The organism is Bacillus sp. ISL-35, assembly GCF_018613355.1.
In the GTDB taxonomy this organism is placed as follows: domain Bacteria; phylum Bacillota; class Bacilli; order Bacillales; family Cytobacillaceae; genus Mesobacillus.
Window position 1 is genome coordinate 248976 of sequence record NZ_JAGGQK010000007.1, and the last position, 22524, is coordinate 271499.

26 protein-coding genes are annotated in these 22524 nt (G+C 45.3%); 8 read left to right on the plus strand and 18 right to left on the minus strand.

Going from position 1 to position 22524, the window contains the following annotated elements:
- Nucleotides 1–26 precede the first annotated feature (26 nt).
- From J7E38_RS24310 to J7E38_RS12640, 6 genes are all read right to left on the minus strand, one after another.
- Nucleotides 27–1187 carry a murein hydrolase activator EnvC family protein gene (locus tag J7E38_RS24310; protein WP_214707840.1) on the minus strand — a complete coding sequence of 387 codons (1161 nt, stop codon included), beginning with the start codon at nt 1185–1187 and terminating at the stop codon, nt 27–29.
- A 135-nt stretch (nt 1188–1322) separates the two neighbouring features.
- Nucleotides 1323–2228 carry an L-serine ammonia-lyase, iron-sulfur-dependent, subunit alpha gene (gene sdaAA, locus J7E38_RS12620; RefSeq protein WP_214707842.1) on the minus strand — a complete coding sequence of 302 codons (906 nt, stop codon included), beginning with the start codon at nt 2226–2228 and terminating at the stop codon, nt 1323–1325.
- 27 nt (nt 2229–2255) lie between these two features.
- A complete protein-coding gene (gene sdaAB, locus J7E38_RS12625) occupies nt 2256–2921 on the minus strand; it encodes an L-serine ammonia-lyase, iron-sulfur-dependent subunit beta (RefSeq protein ID WP_214707844.1) in 666 nt (221 codons plus the stop codon).
- A 142-nt stretch (nt 2922–3063) separates the two neighbouring features.
- Entirely contained in the window at nt 3064–4098 is a 1035-nt protein-coding gene (locus J7E38_RS12630; protein WP_214707846.1) for a GGDEF domain-containing protein, read from the minus strand.
- A gap of 260 nt (nt 4099–4358) precedes the next feature.
- Entirely contained in the window at nt 4359–5360 is a 1002-nt protein-coding gene (locus J7E38_RS12635) for an anti-sigma factor (protein ID WP_214707848.1), read from the minus strand.
- A complete protein-coding gene (locus tag J7E38_RS12640; protein ID WP_214707850.1) occupies nt 5341–5886 on the minus strand; it encodes a sigma-70 family RNA polymerase sigma factor in 546 nt (181 codons plus the stop codon). Before J7E38_RS12640 ends, J7E38_RS12635 begins: the two co-directional genes overlap by 20 nt.
- 181 nt (nt 5887–6067) lie before the next feature.
- Between J7E38_RS12640 and J7E38_RS12645 the strand changes: the two genes are divergently transcribed.
- Complete coding sequence (locus J7E38_RS12645; RefSeq protein ID WP_214707852.1) at nt 6068–6412, plus strand: ASCH domain-containing protein; 345 nt, start codon at nt 6068–6070, stop codon at nt 6410–6412.
- Nucleotides 6413–6415: 3 nt separating this feature from the next.
- Complete coding sequence (locus J7E38_RS12650) at nt 6416–6856, plus strand: hypothetical protein (RefSeq protein ID WP_214707854.1); 441 nt, start codon at nt 6416–6418, stop codon at nt 6854–6856.
- A gap of 482 nt (nt 6857–7338) precedes the next feature.
- Here J7E38_RS12650 and J7E38_RS12655 read toward each other — a convergent pair whose 3' ends face one another.
- The 7 genes from J7E38_RS12655 to J7E38_RS12685 all read right to left on the minus strand — a co-directional run bounded on the left by J7E38_RS12655 (nt 7339) and on the right by J7E38_RS12685 (nt 11724).
- The gene (locus tag J7E38_RS12655; protein ID WP_214707856.1) at nt 7339–7767 is read right to left on the minus strand and encodes a protein-tyrosine phosphatase family protein; all 429 of its coding nucleotides are present in this window, start codon (nt 7765–7767) and stop codon (nt 7339–7341) included.
- A gap of 49 nt (nt 7768–7816) precedes the next feature.
- Nucleotides 7817–8236 (minus strand): arsenate reductase (thioredoxin), encoded by a 420-nt coding sequence (arsC, locus tag J7E38_RS12660; RefSeq protein ID WP_214707858.1) that lies wholly within the window; start codon nt 8234–8236, stop codon nt 7817–7819.
- An 18-nt stretch (nt 8237–8254) separates the two neighbouring features.
- The gene (locus tag J7E38_RS12665; protein ID WP_215038507.1) at nt 8255–9550 is read right to left on the minus strand and encodes an arsenic transporter; all 1296 of its coding nucleotides are present in this window, start codon (nt 9548–9550) and stop codon (nt 8255–8257) included.
- Nucleotides 9551–9565: 15 nt separating this feature from the next.
- Nucleotides 9566–9910 carry an ArsR/SmtB family transcription factor gene (locus tag J7E38_RS12670; RefSeq protein WP_214707860.1) on the minus strand — a complete coding sequence of 115 codons (345 nt, stop codon included), beginning with the start codon at nt 9908–9910 and terminating at the stop codon, nt 9566–9568.
- A gap of 198 nt (nt 9911–10108) precedes the next feature.
- On the minus strand, nt 10109–10339 hold the full coding sequence (locus tag J7E38_RS12675) for a thioredoxin family protein (protein ID WP_214707862.1): 231 nt from the start codon (nt 10337–10339) through the stop codon (nt 10109–10111).
- Between the two features lie 19 nt (nt 10340–10358).
- Nucleotides 10359–11360, minus strand: a complete 1002-nt coding sequence (locus J7E38_RS12680; RefSeq protein ID WP_214707864.1) for a permease — start codon at nt 11358–11360, stop codon at nt 10359–10361.
- Complete coding sequence (locus tag J7E38_RS12685; protein WP_214707866.1) at nt 11353–11724, minus strand: ArsR/SmtB family transcription factor; 372 nt, start codon at nt 11722–11724, stop codon at nt 11353–11355. Before J7E38_RS12685 ends, J7E38_RS12680 begins: the two co-directional genes overlap by 8 nt.
- Before the next feature lie 202 nt (nt 11725–11926).
- Between J7E38_RS12685 and J7E38_RS12690 the strand changes: the two genes are divergently transcribed.
- The 4 genes from J7E38_RS12690 (at nt 11927) to J7E38_RS24115 (ending at nt 13563) form a co-directional block, all read left to right on the plus strand.
- Nucleotides 11927–12259 (plus strand): ArsR/SmtB family transcription factor, encoded by a 333-nt coding sequence (locus J7E38_RS12690; RefSeq protein ID WP_214707970.1) that lies wholly within the window; start codon nt 11927–11929, stop codon nt 12257–12259.
- Nucleotides 12260–12333: 74 nt separating this feature from the next.
- Nucleotides 12334–12504 (plus strand): hypothetical protein, encoded by a 171-nt coding sequence (locus J7E38_RS12695; RefSeq protein WP_214707868.1) that lies wholly within the window; start codon nt 12334–12336, stop codon nt 12502–12504.
- Nucleotides 12505–12531: 27 nt separating this feature from the next.
- On the plus strand, nt 12532–13395 hold the full coding sequence (locus tag J7E38_RS12700; RefSeq protein WP_214707870.1) for a permease: 864 nt from the start codon (nt 12532–12534) through the stop codon (nt 13393–13395).
- A 36-nt stretch (nt 13396–13431) separates the two neighbouring features.
- Nucleotides 13432–13563 (plus strand): hypothetical protein, encoded by a 132-nt coding sequence (locus tag J7E38_RS24115; RefSeq protein ID WP_285291729.1) that lies wholly within the window; start codon nt 13432–13434, stop codon nt 13561–13563.
- 61 nt (nt 13564–13624) lie between these two features.
- Here the strand turns inward: J7E38_RS24115 and J7E38_RS12705 are convergent, their stop codons facing one another.
- The 3 genes from J7E38_RS12705 to J7E38_RS12715 all read right to left on the minus strand — a co-directional run bounded on the left by J7E38_RS12705 (nt 13625) and on the right by J7E38_RS12715 (nt 16554).
- Complete coding sequence (locus J7E38_RS12705) at nt 13625–14890, minus strand: hemolysin family protein (protein WP_214707872.1); 1266 nt, start codon at nt 14888–14890, stop codon at nt 13625–13627.
- A gap of 299 nt (nt 14891–15189) precedes the next feature.
- On the minus strand, nt 15190–15690 hold the full coding sequence (locus tag J7E38_RS12710) for a flavodoxin domain-containing protein (RefSeq protein ID WP_214707874.1): 501 nt from the start codon (nt 15688–15690) through the stop codon (nt 15190–15192).
- Between the two features lie 360 nt (nt 15691–16050).
- Nucleotides 16051–16554 carry a methylated-DNA--[protein]-cysteine S-methyltransferase gene (locus J7E38_RS12715; protein WP_214707876.1) on the minus strand — a complete coding sequence of 168 codons (504 nt, stop codon included), beginning with the start codon at nt 16552–16554 and terminating at the stop codon, nt 16051–16053.
- A gap of 220 nt (nt 16555–16774) precedes the next feature.
- On the opposite strand from J7E38_RS12715, the gene J7E38_RS12720 reads away from it, so the two are divergent.
- Nucleotides 16775–19813, plus strand: coding sequence for a GNAT family N-acetyltransferase (locus J7E38_RS12720; RefSeq protein WP_214707879.1), 3039 nt, complete (start codon nt 16775–16777; stop codon nt 19811–19813).
- Between the two features lie 11 nt (nt 19814–19824).
- The gene (locus J7E38_RS12725; RefSeq protein ID WP_214707881.1) at nt 19825–20679 is read left to right on the plus strand and encodes an amidohydrolase family protein; all 855 of its coding nucleotides are present in this window, start codon (nt 19825–19827) and stop codon (nt 20677–20679) included.
- A gap of 80 nt (nt 20680–20759) precedes the next feature.
- On the opposite strand, the gene J7E38_RS12730 is transcribed toward J7E38_RS12725, so the two are convergent.
- Complete coding sequence (locus tag J7E38_RS12730) at nt 20760–21719, minus strand: alpha/beta hydrolase (protein WP_214707883.1); 960 nt, start codon at nt 21717–21719, stop codon at nt 20760–20762.
- Nucleotides 21697–22269 (minus strand): helix-turn-helix domain-containing protein, encoded by a 573-nt coding sequence (locus J7E38_RS12735; protein WP_214707885.1) that lies wholly within the window; start codon nt 22267–22269, stop codon nt 21697–21699. The genes J7E38_RS12730 and J7E38_RS12735 overlap by 23 nt, the downstream gene beginning before the upstream one ends.
- Nucleotides 22270–22524 lie beyond the last annotated feature (255 nt).

Consider the following 22524-nt stretch of genomic DNA (forward strand, 5'->3'; position numbering starts at 1 on the left):
AGCCAGATTCCCAAAGGAAACCTGGCTTATTTTTTCACATATAAGAGTGGGTCGACGCTGTTTGATTTTTCATAGTTCCACTGGCCTTCGTGGATTTCGAAGTGGAGATGCTTGCCGCGGCTGTCACCGGTATTTCCCATGTAGCCAAGCATTTCCCCTTTCTTGATGCTCTTCCCGGTTGTGACTGTGCTTTTATCCAGGTGTGCGTAAAGGGTGGTGAAGGTCCTTCCTTCTATCTTGTGGGTGACCAGGACACAGTTTCCGTAAGTAGCAGAATAGTATGAGCGGATGACTGTCCCGGATGCCGCAGCGACAACGACCGAGTCCGGAGATTCATCCGCAATGTCTATTCCTGCATGAAGTCTCCCCCATCTGGGACCGTACCCGGAAGTCAGCTCGCCCCTGGCAGGGATAACAAAACCATCTTCTGGTTGAGCACTGCTAAACTCCACTCTCTGGTTTTCTTTTAAAATCGCAATCTCCTGGGATGCCAGATTGACATAGACTTCATACATGTCCATCAGCTCGGATTCGTTTTCCTGTTTTTCCTTCTGGACCGAATCAAGCAAGCGCTGTTTTTCTTTTACCTTCTTTTGCAATTCAGCCTCCAGCGACTCCAATTCAAGCTGGTCTTTTTCCAGCAAAACAATTTTCCGCTCTAACGCTGATTCCTTCTTTTTCTTCAATTCAAGGTCTGCCTGATGCACTGCCAATAAATCTTTATCTGCTTTAATGAAGGTGCTGACAGCGGTTGCCGCATCGAACAGCTGGGATAAATTCTTCGAATCAAAAATCAGATCCACATACAAGCCTAATCCGTCCTGCGCCTGCATCGTCCGCAGCCGCTCTTTGATTAATTGCTCTCGATGCTGCAAGGTGTTGGCCAGCTTGTCGATTTCATTTTTCAAATCCGCTGCCGTGCTCTCTGACTCAACCATGATGCTTTGCAGGTCCCGGATATCCTGATTAATCTCCGACACCTCGTCATCCAATGCCTTCAGTTCCAAAAGATATTTTTGCTCTGCCGCATCCATTGATTCAATTTGCTCTTCTTTCTCAGTGAAATCCTGCTTCAGGTCGAAACGTTTTTGACGGATTTCGGGCAAATCCTCCGTTGTTTCAGCATAGGCTGCACTCATTCCAGCAAGTCCAATCGTCACCGCGAGAAATACACTTCGTTTAAGCACCCTTTCCCTCCGTTATTCAAGTCTCCATGACTGAATCTATGTATTCTTTTATCCAGTATACAGAAGAGAAGGTGCTAAATCTGTCGACTTTTGGGTTCGAGAAAAAGTAAAAAACCACCCTCGATTGAGAGTGGCTTACTTCTGAATCAGATAGTCTACCAGCTTTTCTTTTGGCTTCCCGAAAATTTCTTGTTCCAGTCTTCGGCCTGTTGGTGTTGCGGCAAGTCCGCCTTCTGCTGTTTCCCTTAATGCGGATGGCATCGTCTGGCCGATGGCGTACATCGCGCCGATGACTTCGTCGCATGGAATTCGACTAGTGATGCCGGCAAGTGCCATGTCGGCAGCAGTGATGGCGTTCGAAGCACCCATCGCGTTTCTTTTTACACATGGAACTTCAACCAGTCCGGCGACAGGGTCGCAGACTAATCCAAGCATATTTTTCAGCGTGATTGCGAAGGCATCTGATGACTGTTGCGGTGTTCCGCCAGCCATTTCAACGATTGCAGCGGCAGCCATTCCGGCAGCTGATCCGACTTCTGCCTGGCATCCGCCGGCTGCTCCGGAAATTGACGCATTGTTGGCGACGACAAATCCGAATGCAGCGGTCGTGAACAGATACTCAATCATTTCCATCCGTGTCGGGTTCAATTTCTCTTTTACGGCAAAAAGTGTCCCCGGTACGACGCCTGCTGATCCTGCGGTCGGTGTCGCACAGATAATGCCCATTGCTGCGTTCACTTCATTCGTCGCGACCGCTTTGCTGACGGCATCTAATAATAGATTACCCGCCAGGGATTTTCCGCTGGCGATATAGTTTTGCAGCAAGACCGCGTCCCCGCCGGTCAAACCGGTCTGGGATTTAACGCCGTTCAAACCTCTTTCCACAGCTCGTTCCATCACCTGCAGATTATTGTCCATCTGGGCAATGATTTCCTCGCGGGTACGGCCTGAAACTTCTATTTCCTGCCGAATCATGATTTCGGCGATTTTCACGTTATTTTTTTCAGCTAATTCAACAAGCTCCGCAACATTACGAAACATGGCTTGCCCTCCTGATGTTAATCAAATTTAGTCAACGAGACGGATGACCTGGTCAACGCCATCAAGGGCAGTTAACTCTGCATAAACTCCGTCTTCGAGTTTGTGGTCCATTTCGATGACCATGACGGCGATGTCTCCCTTGTCTTTGCGGGAAACTTCCATATGGCCGATGTTAATTTGATATTTTGATAAAACAGATGTCACGGCCGAGATCAGCCCGAATCGGTCATGATGGACGACGAGAATCGCCGGGTTGGCCCCGGACAGCTTCAGCTTGAACGAATTGATTTCGGTAATCTCAATCGTTCCGCCGCCGATGGAAATCCCGACAATTTCAAGTTCCTTGCCCTGTCCATCGTATAAATTTATTTTTACTGTATTCGGATGCTCTGTGACCGCATCTTCGGTGATGAATTCCACTTCGATCCCAGATTGCTCCGCGATTTTCAAAGCGTCTGGAATCCGTTCATCAAATGTATCAAAGTCCATGATCCCGGCAACAAGTGCCAAGTCGGTTCCATGTCCTTTATAAGTTTTAGCAAAAGAGCCGTACAGGGAGATGACGGCCTTCGTTGGCTGCTTCTCTAACAATGTGCGCGCCACGCGGCCAATCCTTGCAGCGCCGGCTGTATGCGAACTCGATGGCCCGATCATCACCGGACCTATAATATCAAATGCAGAACGATATTTCATGGTGCACTGCTCCTTTTACCAATCTATTGAAAGCGATTTCATATACTATTATTTTTAAAGAATCCTAGCCATAGTTATCTTACCACATTATCTATATAGTTTAATCATTTATTGTTGGAAATTTAAAAACCATCCCGATCAATCAGGATGGTTCCTTCACGCTGACTTTATTTCTGCCGCAGTTTTTCGAGGCATATAATGCTTCATCGGCACGGTTCAGCAATGAATCAATATTATCGCCGGACTGGAATTCTGTCACTCCAAAGCTCGCAGTCAGACTGCCTGCTCCTTTAAAGCAATGGTTCTCGACGATCTTGCGGAAATGCTCGGCTTTTTCATACGCTTGTCCGCCGATATCATTGATGATCAGCATGAATTCCTCTCCGCCCCAGCGGCCGAAAAGGTCTCCGTCTGTTAGATTGCCAGAGACTATAGCAGACAATTCCTTGAGCACACAGTCGCCGATTTTATGGCCGAACTCATCATTAACCTTTTTAAAATGGTCGATATCGAAAAAGATGATAGAAAATGGCGTTCCTTCCTCTTCCGCAGCCTTGAGCTCATCTTCGAGCCAGATATCAAGCTGGTGCCGGTTGGCCACACGGGTCAGCGAATCGAGATAGGCATACTTCTTAAGCAAATCTCTTTCTGTAAAAGCGCGGAACATATTCTGCGCGTAAAAGAGAACAAGTATATAGACGATATTCGCCGCATGAAACTGTGTAAGTGAATCGATTGATTCAGAATTCATCTGACCGCTGTAAATCACTCCGATTGCCAGTGTAATCATGAAGATGAAAATGGAGTAGTAAAGTCCCTTTTTTATCCCTAGCACCAAAAAGAAGAACATGATAATCAGCGGCATCCAGACAATGAAATCTCCTAATGATCCGCCACTTGCCTTTAGATCATTTGTAACGACATCGAACATGGTGGAAACATGGTACACACTTACCAAAAAAAGAGTGACACATTCACCTATACGGATTCCCCTGTTTATATAAGCTAGCACCCAGCTGACCGAAAACCAGCTGATCAGCATCGTATTAAGGACTGTGTCCAACAGGCTATTATTATTCAAGAAGCTATTGATGACCAGGGCGATCGTGATGATTGGCAGCAGCCACATGTAGACGCTTCGTTTAAGCTCATCAATACTATCAAAGTTAGTAAACATCTTTCTCATCTCCCCAGCCGCCAGACATCGATCACGATCCAGCACGCTATGCCTGACAGCCACAAAGGCTCAAGCTTTCCCTCGAAAGTAATTATTTTTAATTTGAAATAAATGGGTGTTTTAGACGAAAAATACACCGATAAACAGCTGTCCACCTTCTACTTCTATTGTACTAGAAAACACTATTTTAGTATATTTCCAACTGCAAAAGAAGAAGCAAAAGTCCTAGAAAAGACTCCTGCTTCTTCATAAATTTCATTTTATTCCTCTGCCCAATTCCAGTAAGTCATATCTCCAAGGTTCGCACCCTGAATCTGCTCGTTTTCCTTCAGCTTAAGCAGTTCTTTCACCGGTCCGGTTACGACTGCGCCGTAGACCTGGAATCCTTCCTTCATCAGAAAATCGTAGCGCTCTTCAAGATGAGAAAGACCGAGGAAATTCTCCCGGTAGCTGGTTGATTCATCTTCCAGGAGGTTTTTCATTTGTTGCAGCATCAGTTTCTTATTTTCCTCAGTGAATTTCTTTTCCAGGCTTAATTTGCTCTGTGAAGTGAATCCGTCATTCGCTTCACGTCCACCTGTAAAACCAAAAGGTGCGACTGACAAGGAATCACTGCTTCCCCACCAGCTTTCTTCATAATTCTTCAGCTCCCCGGTGTACAGGGGCATCCAAAGAACATCGAGATCATAGGGTTCCAGAAATCCAAGCATTTCTTCAGGCGTCATATACTCTTTTGTTGAAAAAGAAAGCTCGGCAACCGTTCCTTCATGGACTTTCTCTAGCTTCGTCCAGACCGCCGGATCCTCATTTGCTTCAAGCTTGTTCCCAGTCTTCGGATGCTCCGGCAGGTAAAAATGGTATTCACTTTCCGTTTTCGGTTTCAGGAATTCCGTCGTATTGGTTGAATACATCGGGATCACGCGTTTGGCCAACTGTTTTGTGCCTACCAGTTCAGGCTCCTTTCCAATCATTTTGAAAACTGGATAAGAGATTTTTTGCGTAAGGAACGGGGTGATTTCAGTTGAATCAAGACCGCCGAAGTCCTCCTGCATATTCGGCTGGGTCCAGTCCATCGCCAGCCGGCTGTAAAATAGATGTTTTTTTTCCAAACCGAGCGCATCATAGCTGATGGACACAACCATCATATACACCCAGAATAGGAACAGCGTGGCCAGGATGACCCTGATCACCTTTAACGTTAATGTGAATCGGTATTTTAAGAGGATTTTCTTTTCCTTGTCTTTAGTCCATTCCATGTTCATCGTCCTTCCATCCTTGTTTTTCCGCGATTTGCGCGAGCCTTTTCCGGGCCCTGTGCAGTGTCACCTTCACCTGGTTCTCCGACAGGTCGAGCGCTTCCTGTATTTCCTGGTAACTGAACATTTCGACCTCGCGCAAATAGAGGATCGACCGGTACTGTTCCGGCAAAAAAGCCATTAGCTGCTGCAGGTCATCGGAAGTCTCTGCCTGGATCGCCTCATCCTCCGGAAGCCCATAAGGACTTGCCATCTCATCCTTTGCAAAAAGGTAATCGGCAAATGGCACCCATTTCCTTCGCTGTCTCTTGCGCCATTCATCCAGATAAGCATTGCGCGCTACCTTGAACAGCCAGGCCCTTACATCCTCATTCTCGTAAAAAGAAAGCGAAATCGTTGCCCGGACAAATGTTTCCTGCGTCAAATCCTCGGCAAGGTGCGGCGACCCTGAAAGCTTCAGCAAAAAATAATACAGGGGCTTCGTGTACTTCCTATACAAATTTTCGAGTTCATTCCTTCTGCTTTCGTCCATACAACTGCCCCTTATTTTTAAAATCTCGCTACTAAAACGATGAACTATGTAAAATGTTACACTCTATTTCCGGTGTTTTGGGAAAAACTTCGAAAAACACTATTTTCACGTTGTATGGCTTGGCTTTCTTTTTTAAAAATATGGTACATTAGATAGGAACATACGGAAGGGAGTTTTTTCAATGACTGAACAAAACAATGCTTTACCGCCAAAAACATGTGAGATCGAGCGTCTGATCACAATGGAAGACGATATTAATTTAGTGCTGGAAGGCAAGAAAACAGCAACTCGCCGTAACGGCCGCTATGCCGATGTAGGCGAAATCATGGAGTTAAAAGGAAAGAAATTCGTCGTGGACAATGTCTACTCTCAATCACTTGGCGAATTGACAGATGCCGATGCACAGCGCGAAGGTTTCGAAAATGTCGAGGCGTACAAGCAGTCGATCCTATCTTATCACCCGGGAATGCCATGGCTTCCGCAAATGCGCGTATGGGTGCATGAATTCAGCCCTGTCGAAGAATAAAAAATGGATTTATTGTACCGAATCATCATTTATCTTCACGTCGCAAGCGTGATTGCATCAATCGGGCCATTCTTCATTTTGATGCCGATTGTAAAAAAACTGCCTGATGCCGTGGGGAGAGAGCTCGAAGCCCACTTGGCATTGCTGAAGTCAGTCGTGCGGCTGTCCAAGCACGCCGGCCATGTGCTGATTGGATCTGGAGTGCTGCTTGTCATCCTCGGCCCTTGGACATGGAAAACACCGTGGATCGTCGGAACTCTGGCGCTTCTGTTCGCCTCCCTGTTTTTCCTGGCACGGGCATTCTCGCCAACACTTCGGAAATTTGCCGAAGAAGGCGCGAACAAAATTGAACTAGCCGCAAAACTGAAACGCACCATCTGGACCTACATTTTTCTTTTGATGTCGATGCTCTGGTTCATGGTTGTGAAACCGAATTTGTGGTAGTAGAAATGTGGAAGCCCGGGCTGCGTGCCTGGGCTTTTTTTAGCGGAATGAAGCGACTTGGTTGATATAATTGGAAATGTGGTCGATATAATTCAAAATGTGGTCGATAAAATCCAAAATCCGCTGATATGAAAAATGTGGTCGATATATTTTGATTTTCGCCAAATAAACTTTAAGCTAGGCAATTTTCAATACAAAATGAAAAAACAGCCACCAATTTTAAAGGGGCTGTCAGCAAAAATTCTTATTTGTCAGTACAAAATCACCTTTTACATAATCAATTGTCACCGTTTTTGCTTCATATTCGATTGAAGGGTCCACGGCGACCTTGATTCCATCGACGAGCATGATCTCGTCATCTTCGTCCGACTCATCCAGAGCCAGTCCAATTTTTGAGCTCCTTCAGCTGATGCCGGCGAAGTACAGTCGGATGCAAGACACCTGTTTCTTCATTAATTGCTCACGTGCTTTGTCAGTTATCTTCATTTTTTCTCAGGGAAGATTCTTTCAAGGGATGAAATCAATTGGGAATCCAGATTCAGTACTTCGCGGACTTCTCGTGCCTTCGACTTTGCTTCCTCGATGCTGTCTGCTCGATTCAACTTAAGCAAAGTACCTGCGGCAAGCGTGCCTGTCCTTGTTCTGCCAGTTGAGCAGTGGAAGTAAATATTTTTCCCGGACTCGTAAGCCGCTTCAATCTCATCCAACGCCTTTTTGACCGACTCATCCTGCTGTGAGTCGTTATCATACATTGGCAGATGAGTGCGTGGATAATCATAATTCCCCTCTTTATTTTCTGCACGCAAATCATACACCATATCGACTTTTTCATTTTCAAGCAGTTCAGGGATTGCATCTGCCCCGCCAATAAAGATCCGACCGGGGACTAGCGCTTGATAATTCTTGCTCATTCACATTTCCTCCTTTGAAAAAGGCCAGGAGTTTCCCCCTGGCTTCATATTATTTTCCTGTTTCTGCAAATGTTTTGATTCTGTCGCTGATTTGGTCGCGAACACGTTGGAACACGGCCCACTTTTCTTCGTCGGTTCCCTCAGCTTTTGCCGGGTCATCAAAGCCCCAGTGTTCGCGTCTTACGTGCGGCGGTGTAACAGGGCAATGCTCGTCTGCATGGCCACAAAGTGTGACGACAAGCTCTGAATTGTTGAGGATTTCTGGATCGATTACATCTGATGTGTGGCTTGTGATGTCGATTCCAACTTCCTTCATTGCCTTAACGGCGTTGGGATTCAATCCGTGCGCTTCAAGACCCGCACTCTTCACTTCCCACTCGTCACTAAGATATTTTTTTGCCCAGCCTTCAGCCATCTGGCTTCTGCAAGAGTTTCCTGTACATAAAAAGTAGATTGTTTTTTTAGCCATAGTAGATTCGCTCCCTTGTTAGATAATTAGCAACCAAATATATAGACCTACCAATGTGATGAACAAAGTAGGAATGGTTAAGATAATTCCGGTTTTAAAATAAGTGCCCCAAGAGATTTTGACGCCTTTTAATGAAAGGACGTGTAGCCACAGCAAGGTTGCCAGCGATCCGATTGGCGTGATCTTCGGTCCTAAATCAGATCCAATGACATTTGCATAGATCAAAGCTTCGCGGACCACTCCTGTTGTGTTAGTATCCGCAATTGCCAGCGCATCAATCATGACGGTTGGCATATTGTTCATGACCGAAGAAAGAATCGCCGCGATGAAGCCCATGCCGATCGTTGCGACAAATAAGCCTTGATCGGCCGCCGCCTGGATGACATCAGCCAGAATAGTTGTCAATCCGGCATTACGCAAACCGTAAACGACAACATACATGCCAATCGAGAAGAACACGATTGCCCACGGAGCCCCTTTTACAACCGTAGCCGTGTGGACAGCCGGACTCCTTCTCGCCATCATCAAGAAGAAAATCGCGACGATGCCGGCAATGAACGATACCGGGATATTCAGGAATTCGCTTGCGAAGTAGCCGACAAGCAGGACTCCTAACACAATCCATGATAAGCGGAACATTTTCAGATCCTTAATTGCTTCCGCAGGCTTTTTCAAATGTGACATCTCGTAGTTCTTCGGGATGCTTTTTCGGAAAAATAAATACAAAACCAAAATACTTGCGCCCAACGAGAAGAAGTTCGGCACGATCATGCGTGATGCGTATTCAACGAATCCAATATCAAAATAGTCAGCAGAGACGATATTCACCAGGTTGCTGACGATAAGCGGCAATGAAGTCGTATCGGCAATGAACCCGCTCGCCATGATGAATGGGAACACCATTTTTTCTTCAAATTTCAGGTTCCGTACCATCGCCAGGACAATCGGAGTCAAAATCAGTGCAGCTCCGTCATTGGCAAATAACGCGGCCACACCTGCGCCCAGCAGGGTAACGTAGACAAACATCCTGACTCCATTTCCTTTTGCAGTCCGCGCCATATGTAAAGCCGCCCACTCAAAGAATCCAATTTCATCTAGGATTAGTGAAATAATAATTAGTGCGATAAATGTAAGAGTTGCATTCCAGACGATTCCTGTTACGTCGATCACATCCTGGAAAGTAACAACGCCGAATAATAACGCGATTAACGCTCCACCGATAGCAGACCAGCCGATGCTCAGCCCTTTAGGCTGCCAGATGACCAATGTCAGCGTCACGAGAAAGATCAGTGATGCAATGATTGCTGTTGACAATTTTCATACCCTCCATCATTCACAGGAAATCCGTTTTCCCTGTTTTTCAAGATCCAATAATTTTTCTTCTTGGCTTGGCAGTGCATCCAAGAGCAATTGAACAAATTCGAAATGTTCATATTGCCGGTTCAGTGAGTAAAATATCCACTGCCCCCTCCTGCTTTCTTTTACCAGACCTGCGTCCTTCAGCTTGCGGATATGCTGGCTTATGGCCGGTTGGCTCGCCTCGAATATCGCTACGAACTCACAGACGCAACAATCCTGATCAGCCAGAATCCTCATGATTGTCAAACGAGTCTTGTCACCAAGCAGCTTCAACACTGCAGCAGCCTGATCCATCTCAATACTTTGTTTGGTCAATTACTCTCCACCTCCAATTACTGTATCATCATATAATGATTTGCTTATATGGTCAATGTTATTTCATATAAGCAAATATTAAGGTTTTGTAAAGATCTCCATTTCTGTTATTGCAGTCTAATGCAACGGAACCTATTTAACTCAATATAAAAACGCCCTGGGTCTACCCAAAGCGTTTCACACACTGCAATGATCTGTTTAAGCCAGCATAGCCTTCAATTCATTTACAGAAAGCAGTTTGCCTGTGGAGACCAGCTTTTCATCAATGACCAGGGCCGGTGTACTCATGACTTTGTATTTCATGATTTCCTTGATGTCTTCAACTTTTTCTACCTGTGCGTCAAGCTGCAACTCTTCGACAGCCGTGCGGGTATTTTTTTCAAGTTCCTGGCATTTCTTGCATCCTGTACCTAGTATTTTGATATTCATCTTCATTTCCTCCTTGTCATTATAAAATTGCATTGAAACCATAGCCAATGATGATGATCCCTGTTGCCACGACGACGGTGAATACAGCAATCAGCTTTGGTTTGATTACTTTCCTGAGCAAAATTATTTCTGGCAGGGACAATGCTGTGATGGCCATCATAAAGGCCAGCGCCGTACCCGCACCTACCCCTTTGTTCAATAATGCTTCAACAATTGGCAAAGAACCCACAGCGTTCGAATACAACGGTACACCTAAAATCGTCGCAATCGGCACCGCGAAGAAATTGCCTTCTCCAGCATATTTGACGAGCAGTTCCTGCGGGGCATAACCATGGATAAACGCGCCAATCCCAATCCCAATCAAGAGATACAGCCAAATCTTCTGAACTGTCTCCACAACATTCCGGGCTGCAAAAGTAGTTCTTTCCTTAAGCTCCTCCCGGGTGAATAGCGCCTTGATTTTTTCAGCGAACGTTCTGGAGTCTCCCTCAAGCATATGGATTCGTTCTTGGCCAGCCGCGATTTCATATACATATGATTCCACTTGTTTTTCCATCTTCAGCTTGCCAATGATAGCTCCCGCCACAATCGCCAGAATCATACCGGCAAGTACATAAATCAGTGCAACCTTCCAGCCGAACATGGAAAACAGCATGACCAGCGAGATTTCATTGACGATTGGCGATGATATCAGAAATGTGAAGGTGATGCCTAATGGGATTCCGGCTTCGACAAAGCCAATAAATAATGGCACGGTTGAGCAAGAGCAAAATGGTGACAGGACACCAAGGAAGGCTGCCATGACACTGGCAGTTCCCTTTCTTCTGCCTTCAAGCCATTCTTTGACTTTTTCGGGCGGGAAAAAGCTCCTGATGAATGAAATCGTGAAAATCATCACAGCAAGTAAAAATAAAATTTTGGTCGTGTCATAGATGAAAAAGTGGAGTGCACCTCCAAGTCTTGAGGATAACTCCATGTTGAAAACATCGACGACAAGCCAGTTGGCCAATTCATTAAACATTTAGATCGCCTTCTTTTATAAATGGAATCAGAGGTGCAAGCCTTTCTTTATTCAGACTGAAGACGGTGAATTTGCCTTCTCTCCTTGATTGGATGAGCCTGCCCTTTTCCATGATCTTCAAATGGTGGCTGACCGTCGATGCCGCTCCAGATAACCCATCGACTATCTCGCACATGCATAAATCCTCAAACCATAATAAAGTCATGATTTTTAGCCGTGTCTCATCTCCGAGCGCCTTGAAAAATGCTGCCGTGCTTTCAAGCTCTTCCGATTCATTTACTTTAGGGAATTCTTTCTCGGCTTTAGAAATAATTCCTTGCATGGTTTCTGACGATTTAATGTCCCATCCTGTTCTGCAACCCATCCACTGCACCTCCCATTTGTATTATATAACTATTTTTCTAGGTTTATAGTTTTATTCATGAAATTTTTTTGACTCAAAAAGATTAATCAAAAAATTTTGATTTAACGGTTGCAAAATGGTTTGGAAGGAAATATAATACAATATATCAAGAGATTTTGATTAAGGAGAGCTGAAAGTGGAAAAATTCATTCCTTTAACAGACCTGACAGCGGACACTAAAGCACCTAAGGAACCGCCGCTACAAAGCACCTTTGAAAAATACGAGAAGAAATTCAAAGCCCTTGCCGACCAAAAACGCCTGCACATCCTCAATCTTCTTTGCCAGCAAGACTCCAGCTGCGTTTGTGATCTAAGTGAACTGATTGACATGCCCCAATCAAAATTATCGTACCATTTGAAAATTTTGCTTGATGCCAATCTGATCCAAAAAGAAACGAAGGGAACCTGGAGCTACTACACAGTAAACACCACAGAGATCAACCACCTGCTATCTCCAGAGCTTTGTTGCCTTTTCAGACCTAGCAACTGTTGTTAGGTTTACTTTTCAAATGTTTAATCAATTTTTTTCGATAAATAAATCAACATATTTTGATTAAGGAGAGGATATACATGTTTTATCAAGATTATCAAACAATGGCGCAGTTAAAACAGCGGGAAGTTGAAAGGAAAGCCCGACATGCATGGAAGTTTTTTGAACAGCCGGAAACTAAGCGATTCTCTTGGCCAGCACGAACTTCAAAAAAGCAGCCAAAATGCTGCCCCGTTCCAGCTAACGCATAAAATGACAAAGGAAGAAGGTAGAGGAAGATGATTGAATTTCTTAAAAGCTTTTTCTGGATCGCCCTTGAATTGACTGTGCTTTTTATCGGGATATCCTTCTTGATCAGCCTGCTCCAGGGATACATCCCCTACGAAAAAATCGAGAAGAAGCTAACCGGCAGCAGTAAAATGATTGCCAGCATTGCTGCCATCCTGTTTGCGTTTATCACACCGTTTTGCTCTTGCTCCACGATACCAGTAGTCGTTAATATGCTGAAAAAGAAAATCCCGTTCTCAATCGTCATGGTTTTCCTCTTCGCTTCTCCGGTGCTAGATCCGACGATTTTAACGATCATGGGTGTCGTGATGGGCTGGAAGGTTACCATCATTTACACAGTCATTACGAGCGTCTTCTCTATTGCAATCGGATTCACCCTTGATAAGCTCGGATTCCAACGTTACGTCAAAAATGTCATCATGTCTGGATATGAAGAAAGCAACCAAAAATTCAACTGGCGGTTCGCTCTAAATGAAACCTGGTCGCTGATGAAAAGCGTATATCCCTACTTGCTGATTGGTGCTGCAATCGGCGCGGTCATCCACGGACTCGTTCCAACGGAGTTCATTACTCAATGGTTCGGTCACGACGCCTGGTGGCTTATCCCGGTAGCTGCCATCGCCGGAATCCCATTGTACATCCGCTTATCAAGCATGATTCCTATCTCGCAAATGCTGATTTTAAAAGGAATGGCGCTTGGCCCGGTGATGGCGATGATGATCAGCTCAGCTGGCGCCAGCCTGCCGGAAGTCATCCTGCTAAAATCAATCTTTAAAAAACAGCTTGTCATAGCATTCATTGCATCCGTGATCACGATGTCCACCATCTCTGGGTTTGTGTTCTACTTCGTTTAATTAATCAAAATTTATTGATGAAAGGAGGTGAAATCAATGGCTAATTTTATCAAAATCCTAATGGGGAATAACTCAAAGTCTGATTGCTGCGGCGTAGAAATCAAGGAAGTCCAGGAAACAGAAGAGAAAAACGAAGCTTGCTGCGGCGGGAATACTGCTTGCTGCTAACTTTTATACAGTAACAAAAAGGTGGAGCCAGGCATCAAACAGCCTGATTCCACCTTCTTTTTTACTCTTCCACCTCTAAAACGGGCATGATATCCACTTTTATTTTACGAATGCGATGATTTTCTACTTCCTTGACGATGATCCGCAGATTTTCGTAAACAAATGTATCACCGTTTACCGGAATGCTTTCCAATGTTTCAAAAATCCAGCCGCCGAGGTTATGATACGACGTTTCCGGCATCGGTACATGGAACAATTCGGCAAAATCATCAAGATCATAAGCCGCATCGAATTCATATGTGTTTTCATCGATCTTCGTCATGATGTTGACCTTCTCATCATGCTCATCCCAGATTTCGCCGACCAGTTCTTCAAGGATGTCTTCGAGGGTGATCAAGCCGCTCGTGCCGCCAAACTCATCGACAGCAATGGCCATATGGCTCTTCGTTCTCTGCAGCTCAGGCAGCAGCGTGGCGATTTTCATCGACTTCACCACGAACATCGGCTGGCGCAGCATTTCACGCACATTGACTTCTTTATTCTGGATCAACTCGGCAAAAAACTCCCGTTCGGACAAGAAGCCGATGATATTATCTATATTATCTTCATAAACCGGAATCCGTGAGAAGCGTTCTTCAAGGAAAATCTGCTTGATTTCCTCGATGGACTGGTTTACTTCGATTGTAATCATATCCATTCGATGTGTTAAAATTTCGCCGACAAGAACATCGTTGAATTCCAGGGAACGGTGTACAAGCTCCCTCTCCTCGTTGTTGATGACGCCTTCTTCTTCACTGATGTCCACCATCACTTTGATTTCTTCTTCAGTGACAGATGGCTGGACTTCTCCATCCTTCGAGAACATCCGTGAAACGAATGCCTTCAATTTACTGAACAAGAAATTGATCGGCGTCAGGACTTTTATCAGCAACAGCAGGATACCGGAAATTCTTAACGAATACACTTCTGCATGTTCCTTCGCAATCGACTTTGGCAAAATTTCACCAAAAATCAGGATCAAGATTGTCATACCAAAAGTACTGATGATAAGACCAGTGCTTGCTCCGAACAGATCGACAGCTACCTTAGATGAAATACTCGCCGCCGCAATGTTCACGATATTGTTACCTACTAGAATTGTAGACAGCGCGTCATCGAAGTTCTCGGAAATATACAAAGCATTCTTGCTGCCAGCGCGGCCCTCAGACTCATAGTTTCGCAGCCTGATTCTGTTGACGCTGGAAAAAGCGGTTTCTGCCGATGAAAAGAAGGCAGACAAAAGAATTAAAACACCTAATAAAATGACTAAACCTATGGGAACTTCCAAAAAAATTCACTCTCCGAAAAAAAATTTGTCAGAATATATTTTACTTGTCTGGCACAAATAAATCAAATACTCCAACTCAGCATAATTCATATACGGTTTACCCGGCACAAAGGTTTCATAATCCGAGATTCTTCATTTCTTCGCCTGTCAATTTATTCTTATTCACCAATTTGATCACTGGTATCAGGCGGTTGCCGAGATATGGCAAATGCCGAACCACGGCCAGATAGGGGTATCCGCACGAATATGCAGACTGACTCTAATAAAAAAACCGAAGGCTTCAATGAAAGCCCCCGATTCTAAACAGGTAAATATTTATGGTTCCGATTGAAAGCATCGGCAAACTCATGGATTGCTTCCACATCGAACCTTGATAAATCCTCCGTCTCGCCGGTCACACTTTTCGCGATGATTTTTTCAAAGAAATTCATTTTCGAAAAAATAAACTCGCCGCCGAATATCCCCTTAGCGATTGCCGCTTCCCTCAGTTTTGCCGGAAATGCGGCTTCAAACTGTTCCTGCGCTTCCTTCCCTTCCCTCATGCAGCAGAGAAATAATCCTAGATTCTTCCTCAGGAGCACATCCTCATACTCCTTCATGAATTTCTTGACCCTCCCCTGGATGCTGCCTCCATGGATGGACCCGCCAATCATCACCGAATCAAACAGCTCCAAATCCGAGTGAAGCTTCGTTTTATCAAGATTGATGGCAATGACATCCCCCTCAATCCGCTTTCGTAAACCATGCACCGCCTTTGCTGTCGTACCATGTGTTGAGCAGTAAACAATCAAACTCTTCATTAGATCGCCCCCATCACTCTCTGGTATTCTGCAACCGTCCATTTGGATTCATTATAGCTTTTGGCTGCAGAAAAAGTGTGAGAGATGTATGGCAGATTTCTTACAATTCATATTTATCATTATGAAGTTATTAATAGTTTACCTACGCAGGTCCAGCGGGCTCTACTTATCACCGAGATTTGCGACTCTCCCTCTTTTCGGGCACATGTTGCCTTCACTTGTGACCGAAATCTGCGACTTCCCCTCTTTTCGGGCATATGTTGCCTTCACTTGTGACCGAAATTCATGACTTCCCCTTTTTTCGGGCACATGTTGGCTTCACCGGTGACTAAATCCTTATAACCCTGCAACTTCGGCACCTTAACCCTTACTTTGTACGTTCTCCAGCTCCAACAAATGCTGCTTCATGGCAATCCCGCCACGATATCCAGTAATCGACCCATTTTTTCCAATCACTCGATGGCAGGGTACCGTGATCAGAATCGGGTTTGCGCCGATTGCGGTTCCGACTGCTCTTACTGCGGCAGGCTTGCCGATTTTTTCGGCGATGTCGGAGTATGTATACGTCGCACCATAGGGAATTTCCCTCAATGCTGTCCAGACGGCTTCCTGGAATGGGGTTCCTTTTACATCTACCGGCAGGGAAAAATCAGTGCGTGCTCCCTCCAGATATTCCTTTAATTCACGTGCGTATGGTTCCAGTGCTTCTGCATTCTCTGCGAAGTCCGCCGCTGGAAACCGTTTTACCATATAATCGAAGTCTTCCTCTGGCGATCCGACATAGCATAAGCCGTTAGGCGTTGCTGCAATATAAATTTGGCCTTGCTCAAATTCAAGGATTCCCCAATGAATCGTTTGCTCCATGAAGCCTCACTCCTTTTTTCTTCATTATATCGAAAAATCTTGTAAACTAAATAGATTGAATTTTCTTTACACTAGTAAAATTTCCCTTTACGATGGAGATGGAGTGCTTTGTACACTCCCATCAAATCGAAGGAGGTTATAAACATGGACAATGCAACAAAGCAGCTTATTATTTTATCTAAAAAGGAAGACGGCCCGTAGTTAAGAGAGGAGAATGGACGTGACACAATTGAACAAGGTGATTCAAATTGAGAAGTACCACGAAGGATTGGCGGCAGGGGTCGCGAAGATGTGGAACCTGAGCCGTGATGGCTGGGGCGGCGATACGCGCGTCATGACGGAGGAGCAGGTCAAAAAGAAGGAAGCGAACTCGGACAATATCGAGCTGTACCTGGCGCTGGACGGAGAAGAAGTCGTCGGTTACTGCGGTCTGTCGGAGTATAAGGAGGATACAGGTTCGCTGTATATTCCCCTGCTCAATGTCCGCCCGGATTATCAAGGGCACAAGATCGGCAAGAAGCTGGTGCTCCAGGCGCTGGAAAAAACCGTGGAACTTGGCTGGCCTCGGCTTGATCTTTACACATGGGCCGGGAATACGAAGGCTGTACCGCTCTATAAAAAATGCGGCTTTTTCTGGGAAGACCGGGATGACTCGACTCATTTGATGAATTTCATACCGCAAGTGCTGAATACACCGCTGTTGCAGCCAGTGTTCGAAAAGCTGAATTGGTATGAGGACAGTACGAGAATGATAGACGTGAAGCCGGACGGAATCAAAGAAAATGGTTTTACCTTCTATGAATATAGCTGGCAGAACGGAAACACCAATGCCCGGGTTCAATTCGAGAGAACGAGCCGTGGCATGTCGCTGGTTGAAACGGATGACTTCCTTCTTGAAATGAAGATGGCCGACCATGAAATCATCCAGGAAGAAGAACGAAAATTTGAAATCAGGATTGTGAATAAGAGCGGTGAGCCACTTAGCTTTAAAGCAAGCGGCGGCGCCGAAGATCGCATCTCTTATCAACTCGATTCAGATTTAGTAGTACACGATGAATCTACCATTTCGGCAGCCTTTACCGTTAGAAAAGGAGAAGAACCGAGCAATTGGCGGACACATCCAAGCGTCAATGCAACGGTTTTGGTGAATGGGCTTGCATGTGAGCTGAAGCTGGGAGTCTTCCCGATCGATCCGGCAAAAATCGAAGCCAGCTATTCCGGCAATCTCAGTTTTCTAAACAAAGAAACTACTATTCAAGTAGAAGTAAAAAACAATCTGCGGGATGACGCGGCGTTCCTTTTACAATTCCCTGATACAAAACAGGTAGTTTTAGAGCATGATACGTACCGCGTAAATGTGCCTGCGAGTGGACGTAAAACCATCACAATTCCTCTAACGGTAAAAGAACACGGTTATTACAATCCTGAACTGAAGATTACCGCTATAAAAGAAAACGGTGATCAACTGATATTCGAACAAAACATTTCTGTTCCCTTCAAAGGACTAGGTGAAAAATTCGGCGGTGAAGCGAAGGATTTCTGGCATATCTTCAATGGTCTCGGGCAAATCAACGTCCGCAAGCGGGACCTGTTGACGACCGCTGCCAGAAATGCCAAAAGACAGCAGCCATTTGCATTTCTGACACCAAAGCTAGGGAAACCCTATTCACTCGAGTTCACGAAAAAAAGTCCGGAATCTGTCACCTGGGAAGCAAATGATGATTCCATCGATCTGAAAATCAAGCTGGAATCAGGTGAAATGGAAGGCCTTATTTTAAATCAGACATACCGTTTGTTTGGAGATGGTCTCGTCCATACATGGGCGGAAATCGAAAATCGCGGGACAGTGGTTCACGAGAACGTAGCTTTCAGCCAACCAGTCTATCAGGAAATCGAAGAGGCCTATTTCCCGCTCGACAATCAGGTTGTCCATTTTTCCGGGAACCGGATCATCGAGTTCGGCGACTTGGATTCAAAGATGATTACAGGAAACTGGTATTTTTCTGAAGGTTCTTCAGGTCCAATCGGGTTGAGCTGGTCTGAAAAAAGCAACGCTGCTCCTGAGGGCTGGCAGTTTGTCATTGAAGATCAATTCGGCAAAATGGAACCAGGTGCGAAGGCTGTTTCAGAAACAATCACGCTCTCACTTGGGGCTTTTCAGAATTTCGAGGAATTTATTGCCTATGCAAAGCAGACTCCAATAATTAAAAAGCCGGAGACGACGGCTGAATTCGGATTCCAGGCGGAGCAACTTGTCGTCCGGCCTGATGCCGAGCCAACTTTTACGTTAAAAACATACCGAAACAGCTACCTGGATGGCACACTTGCCGTGGGAAATGAAAGTCATGCCATCACCTCTGATTTGGAGAAGACGGCTTATTCCCTTACCTCCCAACTGCAATGGAATCCCATTTCCATCATCGATGCTTCGTATGAAGGAAACGGAACGGAGGCAAGATTCTTAGAAATGCTGCTGTCCCCTGCTGGCACGGTTTCTTCTGGCATTGAAGGCGGTGGTTTCACTGTTGATAATGGTGTCATTAAGATGAAGGCAGACCCGGATTTTTATCCAGGAATCTTCTCCCTCCAGGTGAACGGCCAGGAATGGCTCGCCCATTCTTATCCTGAACCGAAGGCGAAGAGCTGGTGGAATCCATGGGCTGGCGGCATGAAGACAGCTCCATACGGAATCAACACCTTCTCATTGTTAAAAGAAAGCAGCACCGCTTCCGTGGTCGAACGGAAGGACAATGACGGCAACAAGTGGATCGGCCTTGCGATTACCACCGAATTCAAGGAGCATAAAGACTGGAATGGCGTTCAGTATGTCCAATACTATTTACTGCTTCCAGGCGTGCCGGTAGTCGCTTCTTTTGCCGAGGTCGTGAATGATGGCGGCAAAAATATTTCCAAGGAAGTGTGGATGACGGACATCTTTGCTGGGGCCGATAATCTCGCGGATTTCAGCATTTCCGTTGATGAGGGTAAAACCATGCGCTCCTACCAAGCTGGCAGTGAGGAGATTCCGCTTCTGCTTGATGGCGACTCCTATTTCGAATCAATTCATTCGCCTGAAAAGCTTTATCTTATCCCAAACAACGATGCAGGAATTACCGAGGCTTATACGAATAAAGAAGTGCTCCAGCTCGCTTCCAAACACCAGGGCCATTTTGAAAAAAGCGCTCCGCTGTTCCTGCTGTTTGATGATCGTAAACTGTCAGCAAATCTGTTGAAAAAGCTGAGAAGAGTTCAATTTTAAAAGGAGAAAATATGAAAATCATCGATGCCCATATCCATCTATCAAAAATAAAATCCTTTTATGAAACAGCCGAGAAGCTGTCGTTCGTCGACTATTCCGCTTCCGGCATCCTTCAGGAGTTCAATGAGGCCAATGTGGTTCTCGGGATTGGCATGGGGCTGACCGAAACCGACAAGATGGGGTTTCCGGATTATGAAGCCCGGACGCCGATGGGCTTGGATTTGGAGGATGAGGTCCCAGCTAATATCTTCTGGTGTGCCGGGGTGAATCCATACGACCTTGATGAGACAGCCCTCACCCGACTTGAGGCTGAATTGCAGAATCCGAAGACAGTCGGGATCAAGATTTATCTTGGATACTATCCGTTTTATGCCTATGACGATGTGTACGAACCCGTCTATAAGCTGGCAGCAAAATACCAGCTCCCGGTCGTTTTCCATACTGGCGATACGTATTCTGAACGCGGCTATCTGAAGTATTCCCATCCGATGGCCATTGACGAGGTTGCGGTCAATAATCGTGATATCAATTTCATGATGGCCCATTTCGGGGATCCATGGACGCTGACAGGTGCGGAAATCATCTATAAGAATCCGAATGTTTTTGCCGATCTGTCAGGATTGATCGTCGGGACGAAGGAGGCTTTGGATAAGCGAAGCCAGGGGCGTTTCCTCGACCACCTGCGCCACGCACTGGAATTCGCCGATTCCTACGATAAACTTCTGTTCGGCACAGACTGGCCGCTCATCCCGATTGGACCGTACATCGATTTTATCAAGGACCTGATCCCGCCGGAGCATCATGAGGATGTATTTTACAATAACGCCCTCAAGGTGTTTCCGAAAATCAAGCCGTTTGTTGAGTAGAGAAATCGTTCAGTAAGTAGATTATTTCCTATAAAACACGAAAAAGTCCCGTTACCGCTATGGTAATGGGACTTTTATGATTAAAGATATCTTTGAAGCCAGGAAGTCAGATGTTTAACTGCCTCTGGGTGGATCGGTTTGCCGATTGTTTTTAAATAATCTTTCTTATAGGTTGATGGAGTCATTGGTGTTAGCTGCTCCTTCAGGCCATGGTCCATGTTTTCGACAACATGGATTTCATGTTCACCCTGGACAAATTGCTCAATGCGCTTCAACTTTTCAGGATTGGCCTGGAAATCTTTTGCGCCATTGATCGCCAGTACAGGACACGTCACTTTCGCCAAAGCCGCTTCGATATCAAGCGCAAAATGCTCCCTGAAATACTTGGCCGGCATCTTGATGAAGCCCAGTGTTTTCGTCACATCTTTATCGGATTGAATCATTTTTTGGTAGGTTCCCTGTGCTTGCTTTTCAGCTTTATCGAGGGTGTTGAACGTTTTGATGATGAAGCCCTGGATACCCTTCTTTTCTCTCATCTCTTCGAAAAGCAGCTGTCTTTGCCGATCCAGCGCTTCCTTAAGCGTTTCACCGCCGCCGGAAAGGAGGACAAGTCCTGCTGCAGGCCTGATTGCGTTCAGGGCCGTACCCACCATGCATCCTTCGCTATGTCCCATGATGATGAACTTGCTTCCGTCGACCTTCGGGTGAGCCGCCAGCATATCCAGCGCTGCTTCCCCATCCTTCAGTGCATCAGAGAGCCCGGCAGCATGGTAATTCCCTTCACTTTCGCCAACCCCTCTTTTATCATAGCGGAACGTGGCAAAGCCAAGTGAAGTGCACAACTCCGCCAAATCCTTATAAAGGTTGAATTTGAATTTCCCATTCGGTGTGCTGCCATCACGATTCAATTTGCCTGACCCCGGAAGAAACATAATGGTTGGATAAGTTTCCTTCCCCGAATCTGGCACTAATAATGTTCCTTTTAACATCACATCACTCTTAAATGCGATTTCCTCTTTAACCATCTGGACGTTCATCATCCTTTTTCCCCTCTTCAATTGGATTATGGGTTGTTAAAATATTGGTCACGGTCCGTTTCTTCCTGTCTGGTGTTTCTTCATTGTGGAGTAGCGGCGTGATCAATTCGACGTACTTCCTGATAAACTCACTATATTCCTCATCGCTCGCATATAGACTTGCCGTCCTGAAGCTCGCCATGTCCTTTTGGAAATCGTAATTTGGCTGGCGGATATAGGACTCGAAATCCATCAATACATTCGCCATGAACTTAATGAAATAGTCCAGATGCTCATCCGGTCCGGCTTTAAGCACCTCTTCCCTTGAAACAACTTCATTATTTTTAGGCAAGGCATACACTTTCTCAAGCGTTCCTCTTACCTGGTTTTCCTCTACTACTTCAATGATTTTTCCATCAAGCAGCTTTTTCAAATGGCGGTACAAAGTCGCCTGTGGCACCTCCGGCAGCTTCTCGGCAATCTGCTGGACTGTTTTCCTCCTCCCGCTTGATAGCGTGTGAAGAACCTTCATTCGTACTGGATGTAAAATCAAATCTGCTTTCGTTTCCTTCATCGTGATCACCTGCTGTATTATAGATTGCGATTATTATCATTATCAATAATGATAATATAATTCCTTTTGAAAATATTGTCAATATTGTTTAGTAAATTCAATAAAAATTTATTTGGTTCGAGATGGACGGATTTTTTCTATATGATTGTTTGTCATGATTTGGATGATAGACATTTTTTTCGTCGTTTCCCTGATTTTTGTCCTTCATGGCTTCGATGATGGACACTTTTTTCGTCGTTTCCCTGATTTTTGTCC